At 45.3% G+C, this 16,734-nt stretch carries 18 protein-coding genes; 1 reads left to right on the top strand and 17 read right to left on the bottom strand.

Features of this window, described 5'->3' with window-relative positions:
* Positions 1–29: 29 nt before the first annotated feature.
* The 17 genes from bamB to trmJ all read right to left on the bottom strand — a co-directional run bounded on the left by bamB (position 30) and on the right by trmJ (position 15,679).
* Positions 30–1,190 carry an outer membrane protein assembly factor BamB gene (gene bamB / locus R7Q46_RS22375; protein WP_005381696.1) on the bottom strand — a complete coding sequence of 387 codons (1,161 nt, stop codon included), beginning with the start codon at positions 1,188–1,190 and terminating at the stop codon, positions 30–32.
* Positions 1,191–1,202: 12 nt separating this feature from the next.
* Positions 1,203–1,817 (bottom strand): YfgM family protein, encoded by a 615-nt coding sequence (locus R7Q46_RS22380; RefSeq protein ID WP_005381697.1) that lies wholly within the window; start codon positions 1,815–1,817, stop codon positions 1,203–1,205.
* Between the two features lie 126 nt (positions 1,818–1,943).
* Positions 1,944–3,212 (bottom strand): histidine--tRNA ligase, encoded by a 1,269-nt coding sequence (hisS, locus tag R7Q46_RS22385; RefSeq protein WP_005381698.1) that lies wholly within the window; start codon positions 3,210–3,212, stop codon positions 1,944–1,946.
* A gap of 26 nt (positions 3,213–3,238) precedes the next feature.
* Positions 3,239–4,357, bottom strand: coding sequence for a flavodoxin-dependent (E)-4-hydroxy-3-methylbut-2-enyl-diphosphate synthase (gene ispG, locus R7Q46_RS22390; protein ID WP_005383709.1), 1,119 nt, complete (start codon positions 4,355–4,357; stop codon positions 3,239–3,241).
* Between the two features lie 6 nt (positions 4,358–4,363).
* A complete protein-coding gene (gene rodZ, locus R7Q46_RS22395; protein ID WP_005383707.1) occupies positions 4,364–5,314 on the bottom strand; it encodes a cytoskeleton protein RodZ in 951 nt (316 codons plus the stop codon).
* 435 nt (positions 5,315–5,749) lie between these two features.
* On the bottom strand, positions 5,750–6,877 hold the full coding sequence (locus tag R7Q46_RS22400) for a bifunctional tRNA (adenosine(37)-C2)-methyltransferase TrmG/ribosomal RNA large subunit methyltransferase RlmN (RefSeq protein ID WP_017633913.1): 1,128 nt from the start codon (positions 6,875–6,877) through the stop codon (positions 5,750–5,752).
* A 373-nt stretch (positions 6,878–7,250) separates the two neighbouring features.
* Positions 7,251–7,676 (bottom strand): nucleoside-diphosphate kinase, encoded by a 426-nt coding sequence (ndk, locus tag R7Q46_RS22405; protein ID WP_005381702.1) that lies wholly within the window; start codon positions 7,674–7,676, stop codon positions 7,251–7,253.
* Positions 7,677–7,771: 95 nt separating this feature from the next.
* The gene (pepB, locus tag R7Q46_RS22410) at positions 7,772–9,070 is read right to left on the bottom strand and encodes an aminopeptidase PepB (RefSeq protein ID WP_017633915.1); all 1,299 of its coding nucleotides are present in this window, start codon (positions 9,068–9,070) and stop codon (positions 7,772–7,774) included.
* A gap of 161 nt (positions 9,071–9,231) precedes the next feature.
* Positions 9,232–9,426, bottom strand: coding sequence for a Fe-S cluster assembly protein IscX (iscX, locus tag R7Q46_RS22415; RefSeq protein ID WP_005381711.1), 195 nt, complete (start codon positions 9,424–9,426; stop codon positions 9,232–9,234).
* A gap of 44 nt (positions 9,427–9,470) precedes the next feature.
* A complete protein-coding gene (gene fdx / locus R7Q46_RS22420; RefSeq protein WP_005381713.1) occupies positions 9,471–9,809 on the bottom strand; it encodes an ISC system 2Fe-2S type ferredoxin in 339 nt (112 codons plus the stop codon).
* Positions 9,810–9,822: 13 nt separating this feature from the next.
* Positions 9,823–11,676, bottom strand: coding sequence for a Fe-S protein assembly chaperone HscA (hscA, locus tag R7Q46_RS22425; RefSeq protein WP_053302969.1), 1,854 nt, complete (start codon positions 11,674–11,676; stop codon positions 9,823–9,825).
* A 21-nt stretch (positions 11,677–11,697) separates the two neighbouring features.
* On the bottom strand, positions 11,698–12,213 hold the full coding sequence (hscB, locus tag R7Q46_RS22430) for a co-chaperone HscB (RefSeq protein WP_017820566.1): 516 nt from the start codon (positions 12,211–12,213) through the stop codon (positions 11,698–11,700).
* Between the two features lie 55 nt (positions 12,214–12,268).
* Positions 12,269–12,592, bottom strand: a complete 324-nt coding sequence (gene iscA / locus R7Q46_RS22435; protein ID WP_005381717.1) for an iron-sulfur cluster assembly protein IscA — start codon at positions 12,590–12,592, stop codon at positions 12,269–12,271.
* A 70-nt stretch (positions 12,593–12,662) separates the two neighbouring features.
* Positions 12,663–13,046: a Fe-S cluster assembly scaffold IscU gene (gene iscU, locus R7Q46_RS22440; protein WP_005381718.1), complete on the bottom strand. Its 384-nt coding sequence runs from the start codon at positions 13,044–13,046 to the stop codon at positions 12,663–12,665.
* A gap of 38 nt (positions 13,047–13,084) precedes the next feature.
* Entirely contained in the window at positions 13,085–14,299 is a 1,215-nt protein-coding gene (locus tag R7Q46_RS22445) for an IscS subfamily cysteine desulfurase (RefSeq protein ID WP_005381719.1), read from the bottom strand.
* Positions 14,300–14,327: 28 nt separating this feature from the next.
* Positions 14,328–14,834: a Fe-S cluster assembly transcriptional regulator IscR gene (gene iscR / locus R7Q46_RS22450; protein WP_005381720.1), complete on the bottom strand. Its 507-nt coding sequence runs from the start codon at positions 14,832–14,834 to the stop codon at positions 14,328–14,330.
* A 125-nt stretch (positions 14,835–14,959) separates the two neighbouring features.
* On the bottom strand, positions 14,960–15,679 hold the full coding sequence (gene trmJ / locus R7Q46_RS22455; protein WP_017633919.1) for a tRNA (cytosine(32)/uridine(32)-2'-O)-methyltransferase TrmJ: 720 nt from the start codon (positions 15,677–15,679) through the stop codon (positions 14,960–14,962).
* Between the two features lie 231 nt (positions 15,680–15,910).
* Between trmJ and suhB the strand changes: the two genes are divergently transcribed.
* Positions 15,911–16,714, top strand: coding sequence for an inositol-1-monophosphatase (gene suhB, locus R7Q46_RS22460; RefSeq protein WP_005381722.1), 804 nt, complete (start codon positions 15,911–15,913; stop codon positions 16,712–16,714).
* Positions 16,715–16,734: the final 20 nt, after the last annotated feature.

Raw genomic sequence — 16,734 nt, forward strand, 5'->3', positions numbered from 1 at the left:
AGGAGCCGAATGTGAATTATATCACGATATTATTCGTTAATGGTTAGTTTCTTTACATCGCCGTTGCGAGTTGTAATCACATAACCATCCGACAATAACGTCGGGCCAACAGCCAAGCCGCTATCATCGACAAACTGCTGCGCAACAAATTCGCCCGTTGAACGATCCATCCAGTGAAGGTAACCAAGCGTGTCACCGACAACGAGATAATTGCCAACAATAACTGGCGCTGTAAGTTGTCGGTGCTCAAGCAAGCTGTTTTCCCACAACTCAGTCCCGCTTCGTGAATCAACGGCAACAACATGATCTTTTTCCGTTATCACAAAGATGCGACTACCATCTGTAGAAATGTCTGTCGCAGATGAGTAATTACGCTTCCAAATCGGGTTCGCTGAACGCAAGTCAATGGCGATAAGTTGACCATTGTATCCAATGGTGAAAAGAGTACCGCCTAGCACAATTGGCGATGAATCAACGTCAACCAAACGATCAATTTCTGTCGCGCCTTTTGGCGTACCAACAGGCTGTTGCCAAATCAACTGACCACGCTCAACGATAGCAGCTGCGAGTCGGCCATTTGCCGTTCCCCAAAATACACCGCCGCCAATTGCAGTCGGAGTACTGTCGCCACGTAAAGTTAAGTTCGGCACTTCTGTGCTCAATGCCCAGCGTTGCTCACCTGTACTCTCATTAAGGGCAATCAACATGCCTCGGCTAGTATTGATGATAATAAGGCCTGAATCTGCAACTGGCTTCGCCAGTACCTCACCACCAACTTTTACACGCCAAACAATTTCACCTGTTTCTTGGTCAAGAGAGATGACTTCACCATTCTCAGAGCCAATGTAAAGGTTTCCGTATGCCGCTGTGATACCACCAGAGAGACGAGCAATGACATCTTCTTCTAGGTCCGTTTGCCAACGTTGTTTACCATTCTCAGGATCCAGCGCTTTTACTAAGCCATCACGACTTGCCACGAACAATGTATCATTCGCAAATACAGGGGATAGTTTTGAAAAGTAATGACCAACACCATCGCCAACCGATGTGCTCCACTCACTACTGGTTGTAAACTGACTGTCTACCTGAGGTAGTGGCGCCATTACAATGGTGTCTTTCTCACCTGCACAACCGGCAAGTACTCCCATTGTTAACGCCCCTAGCAAGGCTTTCTTAAAGACTCTTTTCATCCAATGCGGTCCTTATTTCGCCAGATCGTCCAATTTCATTTGTAGTGTCGGGCTTGCATCTGCCGCTTGCTGAGCTTCAGTATACGCAGCGTACGCAGCATCTTTGTCACCTTGGCGAATCGCAATATCGCCACGAAGTTCAGCAATACGACCTGTCCATGCTGTATCAGTGACGTTACTTAGCTCTGCCGTTGCAGCGTCGAAGTTACCCATTTCCGTCTCAATACGCGCAATGCGGTAACTAATCAATGGTAACAACGCAGCATCTTGAGTGTTGCTTTGCGCCCACTTCAGTTGCTCCAATGCAGCAGAAAGGTCTTGAGCTTCAACTTGTGCTTTAGCAAGTTGTAGCGCAGCCAATACTGAATATTCTTTTACTTCATTTGACTCAATGAAAGCTTTCACGTCAGCTTGAGCATCAGTGCCTTTGTCTTGCAAAGCATTCATTGCTGTCGTGTAGCTTTGAGAAGCTGCTTCACTCGCCTGAATCACAGAATCCTGGTAGTAACGCCAGCCGAATAGACCACCTAAACCAACAACCGCACCGATGATGACGGCTTTGCCGTTTTCCTTCCACCAGTCTTTAATGGCTTCAACTTGTTGTTCTTCAGTATCGTAAAGTTCCACTTCCTGTCCTCTTAAAACATGTAAATGGCAGCTTAGCTGCCATTGTTCCTATTTCGTTTAAAGGCTCCACATTTGGGAGCCTTAGCTTACGAACTAGGATGTAATTTTGTTAGATTACTAAAAGACTTAAATCAGTGCTGCGATCTTTTCTGCAACTTCTGCTTGGTTGTAAGTCTCTTGCTCACCACCAGCCAAGTCTTTCAGTACTACGGTATTATCCGCAACTTCGTTTTCACCCAGAACTAATGCTACAACAGCACCAACTTTGTCTGCGCGTTTAAACTGTTTCTTGAAGTTACCGCCACCGAAGTGATTCATCACACGAACGCCTGGAACAGACTCGCGAAGCTGTTCTGCTAGCTTCATTCCTGCCATCATGGTGCCTTCACCCGCTGTGACTACGTACACGTCAACACTGCGACGAACGTCTGTCAGTTCCAACGTTTCTAGCATCAGTACTAGACGCTCTAGGCCCATTGCAAAGCCAACCGCTGGTGTTGGTTTACCACCTAATTGCTCTACAAGGCCATCGTAACGACCACCACCACATACAGTGCCTTGAGCACCTAGGCTCTCAGTGATCCACTCAAATACCGTGCGATTGTAGTAATCCAGACCACGAACTAGACGTTCGTTAACTGTGTATTTGATACCTGCGGCGTCTAAAAGTTCACATAGACCTGCGAAGTGTGCTTTAGATTCTTCACCCAAGTAATCTGAAAGGCGAGGCGCATCACCTAAAATAGCTTGAACGTCTGGGTTCTTCGTATCCAGAACACGCAATGGGTTCGTGTGCATGCGACGCTTACAATCTTCGTCTAGCACATCAATATGTTGCTCAAGGAATGCAACCAGTGCAGTACGGTAGTCTGCGCGGTCTTCTTGAGAACCGATAGAGTTTAGCTCAAGACGGACATGTTCATTGATACCTAGCTCACGCCATAAACGCGCCGTCATCATGATAAGCTCTGCATCAACATCTGGACCATTTAGACCAAACACCTCAACACCACACTGGTGGAATTGACGGTAACGACCTTTCTGCGGACGTTCATGGCGGAACATAGGCCCCATGTACCACAGACGCTGTTCATCACGGTTGATCAGGCTGTTTTGGATACATGAACGTACACAACCCGCCGTACCTTCTGGGCGAAGTGTTAGGCTGTCGCCGTTACGGTCATCAAAAGTGTACATTTCTTTTGAAACGACGTCTGTCTCTTCACCAACAGCGCGGCTGAATAGGTTTGTTTCCTCAACGATTGGCATGCGCACTTCGTTATAACCGTATGCGCTAATTACATTTTTCACTGTGTTTTCTAGTTTTTGCCACAGTGGCGACTGAGTTGGGAGGCAATCGTTCATGCCTCGAATTGCTTGAATTGTTTTTGCCACAATACTTACCGTAATTCTCGTTGAGATTAATCTTGTACTTTAACTTCGATGCGGTTTTCGCCATTCATCATAGCTGCTTTCGCACGGATCTTAGCTTCTAGCTTATTCACAAGGTCATCGTTATTAAAGCGCTCTTTCTGGCGTTTACCATCTTCGTAGAATGCGCTCTTCTTGTTACTACCTGCTAGACCTAAGTGAGAAACTTCTGCTTCACCAGGGCCGTTTACCACACAACCGATGATAGACACATCCATTGGAGTGATGATGTCTTCTAAACGTTGCTCCAGTGCATTCACCGTACCAATCACATCGAATTCTTGGCGTGAGCAGCTTGGGCACGCAATAAAGTTGATGCCTCGAGAGCGAATGCGCAGAGATTTAAGGATGTCGAAACCGACTTTGATTTCTTCAACTGGATCGGCAGCCAAAGAGATACGCAGCGTATCGCCTATTCCTTCAGATAACAGCATACCTAAGCCAACAGATGACTTAACAGCGCCAGCTCGAGCACCACCCGCCTCTGTGATACCTAAATGAAGAGGCTGATCGATTTTCTTCGCCAGCAGACGATATGAATCCACCGCAAGAAAAACGTCTGAAGCTTTCACGCTAACTTTAAATTGGTCAAAGTTAAGACGATCGAGATGATCTACGTGACGCATCGCCGATTCAACCAAGGCTTCTGGCGTAGGCTCACCGTATTTCATCTGTAGATCTTTTTCCAAAGATCCACCATTGACACCAATACGGATCGGGATATTTTTATCGCGAGCGCAATCAACAACAGCGCGAATGCGCTCTTCATTGCCGATGTTACCTGGGTTGATACGTAAACAGTCAACTCCGTACTCCGCAACTTTCAGCGCGATACGATAGTCGAAATGAATATCAGCCACTAATGGTACAGAAACTTGCTGTTTAATCAGTTTGAAAGCTTCTGCTGCGTCCATCGTAGGTACAGAAACTCGAACGATATCTGCGCCGACTTTTTCTAGTGCTCGGATTTGAGCGACTGTCGCTTCTACGTCAGTCGTGCGAGTGTTAGTCATTGACTGTACTGCAATTGGCGCACCATCACCAATTGGCACATCACCCACATAAATACGCGTCGATTTACGACGAATAATTGGAGATTCGTGTTGCATAATTTTTTATAACGGTAGAGTGAATCTAGCTACTTTGCCTGAAGTATACCCAGAAAGGTCGACAGGTTCACTTGCAAATGTCATTGTAACCCCTTCCGGTGCGCCTAATATCACTTTAAATGGCGCTTTTCCGGTAAGTTCTACATCTTGTCCTGGCTTATGAGTACCACTTACCAGCGTTTTACCATTGGTGTCTTTTACTTGAATCCAACAGTCCGCTTTAAACTTCATAGTAAGAAGTGTCATGCCTTCAGGTACTACTGGCGCAGGCTGTTCCTCTTCCGCCGCTTCAATCACGGCAACAGGTTCTTCAGAATCTACGCTTGTTGTATTTTCAGTTTCAGTCAGCAAAGGATCCGCCCCTTGCTCAACGGGTGCTTCAGTCAATTCAGCAACACCTTCATTAGTTGAAGCAACTTCTTCAGGAGTGCTTGCGATTAACTCTTCAGCCGTCATCAAATCGATATCAGCTAATTCTTGAGCAGTGGGCTGCGGCGCTTCAACACTTGAATCCGTTACTTCCTTAGTTAGGCTATTCTCTTGTTGGTTTTGCCACCACCATGCAGCTGAAATGCCAATAATGACTAGCCCGATAACCCAAGTAAGGAGCATAATACGGCTATTGTGCTTCTCGTCTTTTGTTTTACGAGAGAAGCTTTGCATTTCAATTTCTTGCTCTTGAGGCTGAGCATCGGCAGTCTGCTCTAACGCCGTCAAAACCACCTTCTCATCAAGACCTACGAATTTAGCGTAAGAGCGTAAGTAACCACGCGTAAATGTCGCGACTTGTTGAGATTCAAATCGGTTATTTTCAATATCTTCAATCACAGAAATGCGAAGCCTCAGGCGGTCGGCAACTTGCTTTTGGCTCATTCCCAAGGATTCACGTTTGTTTTTCAGTAATGTGCCAGCTTCAATAGAGAGTGGCACTTCATTCGTATTTTCGTGTTCTGTCATAATGGCGGTATTTAATCTGTTTTAGTGGCTAACGTGGTCATGTATTTTCGTTATTGTTCTTAAGCCTCTTTAAAGATAGCTAGCCAAAACGCGTTAACCAAAAATAATAATTTTAAGAAACTCTCAGCGATCTGAGTGCGAATACCCGTTTTGCAAAAATCAGCAAAACGTATGTGAGAAAGTGCTGAGAATTATCGGTGTCATCGTTAGTGTTACATATCATGATAAGCGAATGCGCAACGAAGACAAAAACTCTTTACACTCAAACTAACAGATAGCTCAAGCTTTTGTCCAAACTTTGACAAAGGAATTCGAAATTATACCCAAATAACCTTAGGTTGAAGAGTGATAGTCCCAAATCTTGGCGAAAATGTCCTAAACAATAAACAAAATAGCCAGAGCGAATGGCTCTGGCTATTTTTGAATTCCGGTCGTTTATACAGCTTTCACTTCAATGGTATCGGCACCGCGTGACGCTTTCAGCATTGCCGTACGTTTAGTTCGGTCAATTACATCACCGACCAACTGACCACATGCGGCATCAATGTCATCACCACGTGTTTTACGAACCGTAACTGTGTGCTCGTATTGCATCAATGTTTTTTGGAAGCGATCAATACGTGAGTTACTTGGTTTCTTGTAAGGTGAACCTGGGTACGGGTTAAACGGAATCAAGTTAATCTTACATGGTGTGTCTTTCATCAATTCAGCCAGTTCACGAGCATGGTCCATGTCATCGTTCACATGATCAAGCAACACGTACTCGACTGTTACCTTGCCACGGTTTGCATTCGATGAAGCAATGTAACGACGAACGGATGCTAGGAAATCTTGAATATCCCAACGATCGTTAATTGGCATGATTTCACTACGCAGCTTATCGTTTGGCGCATGAAGAGAGATCGCCAACGCAACGTCGATTTTGCCCGTCATCTGATCAAGACCAGAAACCACACCTGATGTTGATACGGTTACGCGACGCTTCGACAAACCAAAGCCAAGGTCATCCAACATTAACTCCAGTGCTGGAATCAAGTTCTTCATATTAAGAAGCGGCTCACCCATACCCATCATCACGACGTTCGTAATTGGGCGACGGCCTGTTTCTTTCTCAAGACCAATTTCACGTGCAGCACGCCAAACCTGACCGATGATCTCTGAAACTTTCAAGTTACGGTTAAAACCCTGCTGTGCTGTTGAGCAGAACTTACATTCCAATGCACAACCTACTTGAGAAGATACACAAAGCGTTGCGCGATCATCTTCTGGAATGTAAACCGTTTCTACATCCTGATCACCAACCTTCATTGCCCACTTGATCGTGCCGTCTGAAGAATGCTGAGCTTCTGCTACAGTTGGTGCTTTAATTTCACACTTGTGTAAAAGCTTTTCGCGCAGCTTCTTGTTGATGTTTGTCATTTTTTCGAAGTCATCTACACCGAAATGGTAGATCCACTTCATAACCTGATCGGCACGAAACGCTTTCTCGCCAAGTTCTTCCGCGAAAAACTGACGCATGCCTTTGCGATCAAAGTCGAGTAGATTGATTTTTTCAGTGGTCATGTTGCCTCTCAATGACTGAAACAAGAATAAGGGCGCGAATTGTACAGCCTTTATGCAGCTACAACAAGGGGTGTAAGACCCTGAGTTTGCTAAGGCATTAAAATAAAAACGATTAAATTTTAATCAGACTTTACGGTGAGAATAATGATTAGACAACCGACAACAAAAGCGTAGAAGTGGTACAGAGAAAACAGTGAGAACAAACACACGTAACTAAGCTTTCACCTCTGTAAAATGCTCAGATTAGCCAATATCTTCGCGAATAATTACGAATGAACTCGCCGGTGAAATGGAGAATGCGGAATAAAAAACCTCGGACAATTCCGAGGTTATTACGAACTAGATCATCACGCAAAAGTGATGCATGAACGAGTTAGCGAGAGAAAACTTCTGATTCAGGGAAGAAAAACTCAATTTCACGAGCGGCAGACTCAGGGCTATCTGAACCATGAACTGAATTGTGACGCATGCTGAGTGCGTAATCAGCACGCAAAGTGCCACATGCCGCGTCCTCTGGGTTGGTTTTACCCATTAGCTCGCGGTAACGTGCAATCGCATTTTCGCCTTCCAATACCTGAACCATAATAGGACCAGATGTCATGAACTCTTTTAGAGGAGGGAAAAACTCTTTACCTTCATGCTCTGCATAAAAGCCGCTTGCCTGATCTTCTGTCAGGTGAACCATTTTGGCAGCGATGATACGTAGGCCAGCCTTTTCAATACGATTGTAGATTTCACCAATTAGGTTTCGCTCTACAGCATCAGGCTTAATGATTGAAAATGTTCTTTCTAGAGCCATAAAATTTCCTTTCTGTACTTGTAATAATAGTTGTGCTTTTAAAGTGACTTACTGGGTAAGAGCAGCACTCAAACAAGAGAGTGCTGCAATCAATCTTATTTTCCAGCTTGCTCATTGAGGAAACGAGCAAGTGTACGAACACCCATACCCGTTGCTCCCGCAGCCCATTTATCAGAAGCGGCTTTACGATACGTACCCGCACAGTCGAAATGTAACCAGCCTTTTTTGTAGTCCTCAACGAAGTAAGACAAGAATGCAGCTGCAGTACTTGCACCTGGAGAATAATCACCAGAGCTGATATTCGATAAATCGGCAAAATTAGATGGCAGCATTTCTCGATGGAAATCAGCAAGTGGTAGCGGCCACAAGCCTTCTTTTTCCTGGTTTGCCGCCGTAAGCGCTTGATGCGATAGCTCATCATCAAAGCTCATTAGCGCATGGTAATCGTTACCTAACGCATTCTTCGCTGCGCCTGTTAGTGTCGCGCAGTCAATGATTAACTCAGGCTTTTGCTCACTGGCGTAGATAAGACCGTCTGCAAGCACCAAGCGACCTTCCGCGTCGGTATTCATAATCTCAACGGTTTTGCCGTTTTTGTAAGTGATGATGTCGCCAAGCTTAAGGGCACGGCCAGAAACCATGTTCTCAGCACAACACAAGATCAGTTTTACGCGCTTGTTTAAACCGCGCAAGATAGCTAATCCTAGGCCACCAGTTATAGTACCCGAGCCACCCATATCTGCTTTCATTGCACTCATGAAGGTAGAAGGCTTCAAGCTGTAACCACCGGAATCAAAGGTGATGCCTTTACCCACAAGACATGCGAATACAGGTGCGTTTTCGTCACCAGTTGGGTTGTAGTCTAACTGAAGCATCGCAGAAGTACGCTCAGAACCACGGCCTACTGCGTAAATACCTTCCCAACCTTCTGCCAACAAGTCTTTGTCTTTGACGATACGAGCTGTCACCGTGCCTTTCGGCGCAACAGATTTGATGAATTCAGCAGCCATTGTCGCTAGCTGACGAGGAGCAACTTCTTCTGCCGTTTTGTTGATAATATCGCGGGTAAAATCAGTCGAAGTAATACGAGCTTGAAGCTCTGCTTGCTCTTCATCAGACAATGCTGCCCACTCAACTGAGCCATGTTTTTTAGGGTTACGGAACCCTTGGTGGAAAGCCCATACGCTCTCTAGATCCCAGTTATCACCAGAAAGAAAAATAGAACGAATTCCTTGGCCATCTAGCTGACGAGCTGCACGTTGAATTGCGCCGAGATCATGACCTTCACCTAAGTGAATAGTTGCGCCGTTTTCAGCGAATGAAAGCAGTGCTTTTTCACCCCAATGTGGTGCTGCCGACTCTTGACTTAAAAATACAGACATCTGTGTAGACATGGTTTCTCCTTGTCTTATAGCAGCGTTGCCTACGCTGCTTCTTTTTAATAACTCACGGATGTTAGCATTATGTAGGGCAAAAATGTCAATTGGATAAAAAAACGGACCTAAAGGTCCGCTTTTTTTAGTAAGAATTGTTAACTAGGCTGTGTTTTACAGACTTAGTCTGCTTCGTCCATCCAGCACATGATAACGGCTTCTAGAATCTTTTCATTAGAACGGTTTGGCTCATCGTCAAACTCATCTAACTCCATGATCCATTGATGAAGATCGGTAAAACGCACTGTTTTTGGATCGACATCTGGAAACTTGTCACAAAGTTCAATCGCGATATCGCGAGAATCTGTCCATTTCATTGCTCATCTTCCTTTTGCTTCTTCCCTATATTGGGAAGATAGTTTTAGTGATCTTCTGAAGCGTGGTTTAGTGTGTATTTAGGAATTTCTACCACCAAGTCTTCATCAGCAATTCTCGCCTGACACCCTAGGCGTGACTCAGGCTCTAGACCCCACGCTTTATCTAGCATGTCGTCTTCTAGTTCTTCACTTTCTTCTAGTGAATCAAAACCTTCACGGATGATTACGTGGCAGGTAGTACACGCACATGACTTCTCACACGCATGTTCAATACCGATACCGTTTTTTAGCGCTACGTCTAGAACGGTGTCACCAGAGTTTGCTTCCAACACTGCACCTTCTGGGCACAAATCGTCGTGTGGTAATACAATAATCTTAGGCATAACTACTTATCTCTTATATATCGTCTACTGATTGACCTGACAACGCAGCTCGAATCGATTTATCCATACGGCGTGATGCGAAATCTTGGCTCGCTTTATCGGTATCTTTAATGCCCTGCTCTATCGCATCTGCATCATCACCATTACGCAGCTCAATCAAGGCTTCGATGGCTTTAATCAAGTTTTGTTTCTCTTGTTCTGATAGTAAGTCATCACCATCAGCTTGCATCGCTGCAATCAAACCTTCTATCACTCGGTCGGCTTCAACACGCTGCTCAGCTAAGGCACGAGCTTGCATGTCTTCTTTTGCGTGCGTCATTGAATCACGCAACATATCCGCCACTTCATTGTCACTTAAGCCGTAAGAAGGTTTTACTTGAATCTCTGATTGAACACCAGTGCTCTTCTCCATTGCCGTAACAGAAAGAAGGCCATCTGCGTCAACTTGGTAAGTCACGCGAATATGTGCCGCACCCGCTGCCATCGGAGGAATACCTTTTAACGAGAAGCGAGCAAGTGAACGACAGTCATCAACCATTTCACGTTCACCTTGTACCACATGAACACTCATCGCCGTTTGGCCATCTTTGAATGTGGTAAATTCTTGCGCACGCGCAACGGGAATCGTAGTGTTGCGGGGGATGATCTTCTCGACCAAACCACCCATGGTTTCAATACCGAGCGACAGTGGAATCACATCAAGAAGCAACATTTCAGAGTCAGGTTTGTTACCCGCTAGGATATCAGCTTGAATACCCGCACCGATTGCGACGACTTCATCTGGGTTAATGCTTGTCAGTGGTGTACGGCCAAAGAATTCGCCAACCATTTCTCGTACAAGCAATGTGCGTGTTGAGCCACCGACCATGACTACTTCAAGTACATCTTCCGCATCTACATCCGCATCTTTCAGCGCACGGCGGCAAGACATCAGGGTTTTCTTCACTAGCGGACGAATCAGATCTTCGAACTGCTCGCGAGTCACGGTGCCTTTCCAACCAAAAACGTCAACGTCAACACTGTCTTGCTCAGAGAAAGCAATCTTAGCTTCAGTAGCAATGTTCAACAGTGTACGGTTCTTTTCTGCAGAAAGCGGAGCTTCTAGACCCGCTTGCTCCATTAAATAATCGGCAAATAGATGGTCGAAGTCGTCACCGCCTAATGCAGAATCGCCACCTGTTGCTAATACTTCAAATACGCCTTTCGATAAACGTAGGATAGAGATATCAAAAGTACCGCCACCTAGATCGTAAACCGCAATCACACCTTCTTGACCAGAGTCTAGGCCATAAGCAATTGCCGCAGCGGTTGGTTCATTAAGTAGACGGAGAACATGAAGACCAGCTAATTTCGCCGCATCTTTTGTACCTGCACGTTGCGCGTCATCAAAGTAAGCAGGAACGGTAATAACGACACCTGCTAACTCACCACCTAACGTATCTTCAGCTCGCTTACCCAATACTTTTAGGATGTCCGCAGATACTTCAATCGGGTTTTTGTCACCTTGAGGTGTTTGCAGAATTGGCAGGCCGTTTTCACTCTCTTTAAAACGATAAGGAAGTGAAGAGTAACGGGACTGAATGTCCTTTAATGAACGACCGATCAAACGTTTTACAGAGATAATCGTGTTCTCTGGTTCAAACTCTGCTTTGGCTTTGGCTTCGTGGCCGACCGTTAACGTTTCCTCAGCGTAATTAACGACTGAAGGTAAAATAGTACGGCCCTGCTCGTCCGCAAGTGGAGTTGCATCGCCGCTACGTACAGAAGCAACCAAAGAGTTGGTAGTACCTAAGTCGATACCCGCTGCTAACTTATGCTCATGAGGTGCCGAGCTTTGGCCCGGTTCTGCGATTTGAAGTAGTGCCATGATAGGTCCTTGTCACGCTTACTAGCCGAGGAGTTTGTCTTCGACTAGCTCAATTTCGTTCTTTAGTTTGGCAATGAATTTTAGCTTACGAACTCGGTCTGCGGCTTCAGCCCATAGACCATCATCAAGCTCTTGCTCGACGCTTGCCAGATGCTGTTTGTACATTTTGCTGACCTTAGAATCGAAGTCAAAAAGCGCCGATTCGGGATCGGAGCTGTCAGCAATCTCTTCCAGTTCTTCGCGCAGTTCCATTTGCTCCATTAAGAACATCGGATCTTGCATTGTTTGCTGTTCACCTCGGATCTCAACACCTTGCTCTGCGAGGATATACTCGGCGCGAGAAATAGGATTTTTCAGAACTTGATAGGCATCGTTGATTTGCGCCGCCTTTTGCACCGCCATCAAACGGTCACGTTCTGAGCCCGTTGCAAAGTTATCCGGGTGGAAGCGTTTTTGTAGTTCTCGGAACTGAGAAGAAAGAAGGCTACCATCCAGCTTAAACTGACTTGGTAGCCCAAATAATTCAAAGTGATTCATTAAGTTCGGGTCCTAGTAAAGCCTTCCGGACTCGTTTGCCCAGAAGGACAATCAATTAGACGTTGAAGCTTTCACCACAACCACATTCACTTTTCGCGTTAGGGTTGTTGAATTCAAAACCTTCATTCAACCCTTCTTTCACGTAATCCAATTCAGTACCATCTAGGTACACTAAGCTCTTTTGATCGATGATAATTTTCACTCCAGAGAGTTCAAATACTTCGTCTTCTTCATTGAGCTCATCAACAAACTCAAGTACGTATGCCATGCCGGAACAACCAGTCGTCTTCACTCCAAGACGTAAACCGATACCCTTGCCTCGGTTATCTAGGAATGCTCTTACGCGACTTGCCGCTGATTCTGTCATTGTGATGGCCATACTGCACCTTAGTCTGTCTAAATTTCGATTGGAATGGGAGCGTCAAAGCTCCCATTATATTACGGAATAATTATTCTTGGTGTTTTTTCTTGTAGTCAGCAACCGCTGCTTTGATTGCATCTTCAGCAAGAATAGAACAGTGAACTTTCACTGGTGGAAGCTCTAGCTCTTCAGCAATCTCAGAGTTTTTAATTGCTGCCGCTTCATCAACTGACTTACCTTTTACCCACTCAGTTACTAGTGAGCTTGATGCGATTGCACTACCACAACCGTATGTTTTGAACTTCGCATCTTCGATGATACCTTCAGGTGTCACTTTGATTTGAAGCTTCATTACGTCACCACACGCAGGAGCGCCAACCATGCCGCTACCTACTGATGGATCTTCTTTATCGAATGAACCAACGTTACGTGGGTTCTCGTAGTGATCAATTACTTTTTCGCTGTATGCCATGATAAATTACCTCGAATCCTCTATTTCAATCCCTGAGATTAATGGTGAGCCCATTCAACAGTGCTCAAATCAATCCCTTCTTTGTACATATCCCATAGAGGAGACATGTCGCGTAGCTTAGTCACTGCAACGCGGATTTGTTCAATTGCGTAATCAATTTCTTCTTCAGTCGTGAAACGACCAAACGAGAAACGAACCGAGCTGTGAGCCAATTCGTCATCCATGCCTAGGGCACGAAGAACGTAAGAAGGCTCAAGGCTTGCAGACGTACAAGCACTACCAGAAGATACCGCTAGATCTTTAAGCGACATTAGTAGTGATTCACCTTCTACGAATGCGAAACTGATGTTTAGGTTGTGTGGTACACGCTGCTCAAAGTCACCGTTTACCGTCACTGCTTCTAAGTCTTTCACGCCATCAAAAAGACGGTTACGAAGCGCTAAAGCATGATCGTAATCTTTTTGCATGTCTTCTTTTGCAATGCGGAATGCTTCACCCATACCTACGATTTGGTGAGTAGGAAGTGTACCAGAGCGGAAACCACGCTCATGACCGCCACCGTGCATTTGCGCTTCAAGACGAATACGAGGCTTACGACGTACGTAAAGTGCACCGATACCTTTAGGGCCGTATACTTTGTGAGCAGAAAGTGAAATTAGATCAACTTTCATCTCTTGAACGTCGATTGGTAATTTACCTGCAGATTGCGCAGCGTCCACGTGGAAAACAATTTTACGCTCACGGCACAGTTCGCCGATCGCTGTAATGTCTTGAACCACACCAATCTCGTTGTTTACATGCATAATAGACACAAGCACGGTGTCATCACGCATGGCTGCTCTAAGCTTCTCTAGATCGATCAAGCCATTTGATTCTGGCTCAAGGTAAGTCACTTCAAAGCCTTCACGCTCAAGTTGACGACATGGGTCAAGAACGGCTTTGTGCTCTGTTTTACAAGTGATTACGTGCTTGCCTTTCTTCGAGTAAAAGTGCGCTGCACCTTTAATCGCAAGGTTGTCTGATTCTGTCGCACCAGATGTAAATACGATTTCGCGAGGATCTGCATTTAGAAGGTCAGCAATTTGCTCACGAGCAGTATCGACCGCTTCTTCTGCCTGCCAGCCGTAACGGTGCGAACGTGACGCTGGGTTGCCAAATGTGCCATCCATTGTCATGTACTGAACCATTTTTTCAGCAACACGTGGATCAACTGGACATGTAGCGGAATAATCAAGATAAATCGGCAGTTTCATTCTCTACTCCAATGTAAAAAGCTGACCGCTAAGAGCGGACGTTTACACCGATGGGCGCGGCGGTTGTATTTTTGTTTGATAGCCCATGGGTTACCGCCAGATCAATGTCCTGACGATCAGAAATTTCGAGTACTTCATTGTCTGTCATCAACTCACCAAGAGTGATGTTATTCAAAAAGTCACTAATGCGAGAGCTTAGGTCACGCCACAGCGTGTGAGTAAGGCAACGTGTTCCACCTTGGCAATCTCCTTTACCTTGGCATTTGGTTGCATCTACTGACTCATCAACGGCAGCAATCACGGTACCAATAGCGATACTGTGAGCGTCGGCACCAAGTCGGTAACCACCACCAGGACCACGAACGCTGGCAACGAGACCTGCTTTACGCAATTTTGAAAATAGCTGCTCTAAGTAAGAGAGCGAGATCCCTTGACGCTCTGAAATATCAGCCAGAGGTACAGGGTTTTGTTGCGAATGCAGTGCCACATCCAGCATGGCTGTCACCGCATATCTTCCTTTAGATGTAAGTTTCATACCACACCGTATCCACATGGTTTGTAATGGTTAAGATTTTTCCATACCTGAGTAATTTGGTCAAGTATTTATTTGACCATTTTACTCAGGTATTCATCCTCACATCTAAAGTGGTTATTATTCACTCAGAACTTCTTTTCTATCGAAGTCAAAACGCCTCGTAGAATATTAAGTTCTTGGGTTTCTGGTCGAGCACGAGAGAACAAACGGCGCAACTTATTCATCACCTGTCCAGGTTGCTCTTTGTTAATAAACTGGGTCTCAACCATCACCTTTTCAAGATGCTCGAAGAACAATTCGAGTTCTCGATGACGCGGGTATTCTTCCGATTCATTTGGGGAAAACTGGCTTTGCTCTAAGTTCAAGTGTGCAACTCGCACTTCGTAACTGAGAGTTTGTACAGCCATCGCTAGGTTAAGCGAGCTGTACTCAGGATTAGCGGGAATACAAACATGGTAGTGGCACTTTTGTAGCTCTTCGTTTGTCAAACCAGTTCTTTCTCGGCCAAACACGAGCGCAACCGGATGCTTTCGGCCTTCAACTGCAAATTTCTCACCGCATTCACGTGGCTCGAGCATTGGCCATTCTAATGTACGAGAGCGGGCGCTAGAACCCACAACAAGGCCACAATCTTCAACCGCTTCTTCTAATGTGCCGACAATCTTTGCATTTTGAGCAATATCACCAGCACCCGCAGCTAAAGCAAGAGTTTGTTCATCCACTTCACATTGTGGATCGACTAATACTAGTTGGTTTAAACCCATCACTTTCATTGCTCGAGCTGCTGAGCCAATATTGCCTGAATGAGAGGTACCTACGAGTACAATTTTTACTTGATCCAACATCTGTGTTTGCTACCTAAATTAAAACCGCAGAATGTTATCATAGTTTTTTAAGACACCCTAGAGGCAAGCAGACCTCTCTTCTCATTCTTGGTTATTGTTCTCGTCCGCAGTATGATCTGTACACTCAGTCGGCCGCAATTAGAGTAAAAAATAATCACTTCCCTTTTTAATTATCTCTGGTATACTCGCCGCCGCTTTCATTTGTTCTTTAACATCCGTTGGGAAATTCGTATGCATCCAATGCTAAACATTGCTATTCGCGCTGCGCGAAAGGCAGGCAATCATATTGCTAAATCATTAGAAAACACTGATAAAGTAGAATCTACTCTTAAAGGCACTAATGACTTTGTCACTAACGTAGACAAAGAAGCAGAATACATCATCATCGATACTATCAAGCAGTCTTACCCTGAGCACTGTATCGTTGCTGAAGAACAAGGTCTTATCGAAGGTAAAGATAAAGACGTACAATGGATCATCGACCCACTGGATGGCACCACTAACTTTGTAAAAGGTTACCCAACTTTCGCGGTTTCTATCGCTGTTCGTATTAAGGGCAAAACTGAAGTTGCTTGTGTTTACGATCCAATGCAAAACGAGCTATTCACTGCGCAACGCGGTGCCGGCGCTCAACTAAACAGTGCACGTATTCGTGTTGCTCAACTAAAAGACCTTCAAGGTACTGTTCTAGCAACAGGCTTCCCATTCAAGCAGAAACAACACGCTGAGTCTTACATCAAGATCGTTGGTGCGCTATTCACTGAATGTGCTGATTTCCGTCGTAGCGGCTCTGCTGCTCTTGACCTTTGTTACGTGGCTGCTGGCCGTGTTGATGGTTACTTCGAGCTAGGCCTAAAACCTTGGGATATGGCAGCAGGTGAGCTTATTGCTCGTGAAGCTGGCGCAATCCTAACAGACTTTGCTGGCGGCACTGACTACATGAAGTCTGGTAACATCGTTGCTTCAAGCGCTCGTGGCGTAAAATCTATCCTTAAGCACATTCGCGAAAACGGTAACAGCGCGATCCTTAAGTAATATTTGAAAGTCATATATAG

Source organism: Vibrio sp. 811 (genome assembly GCF_033339195.1).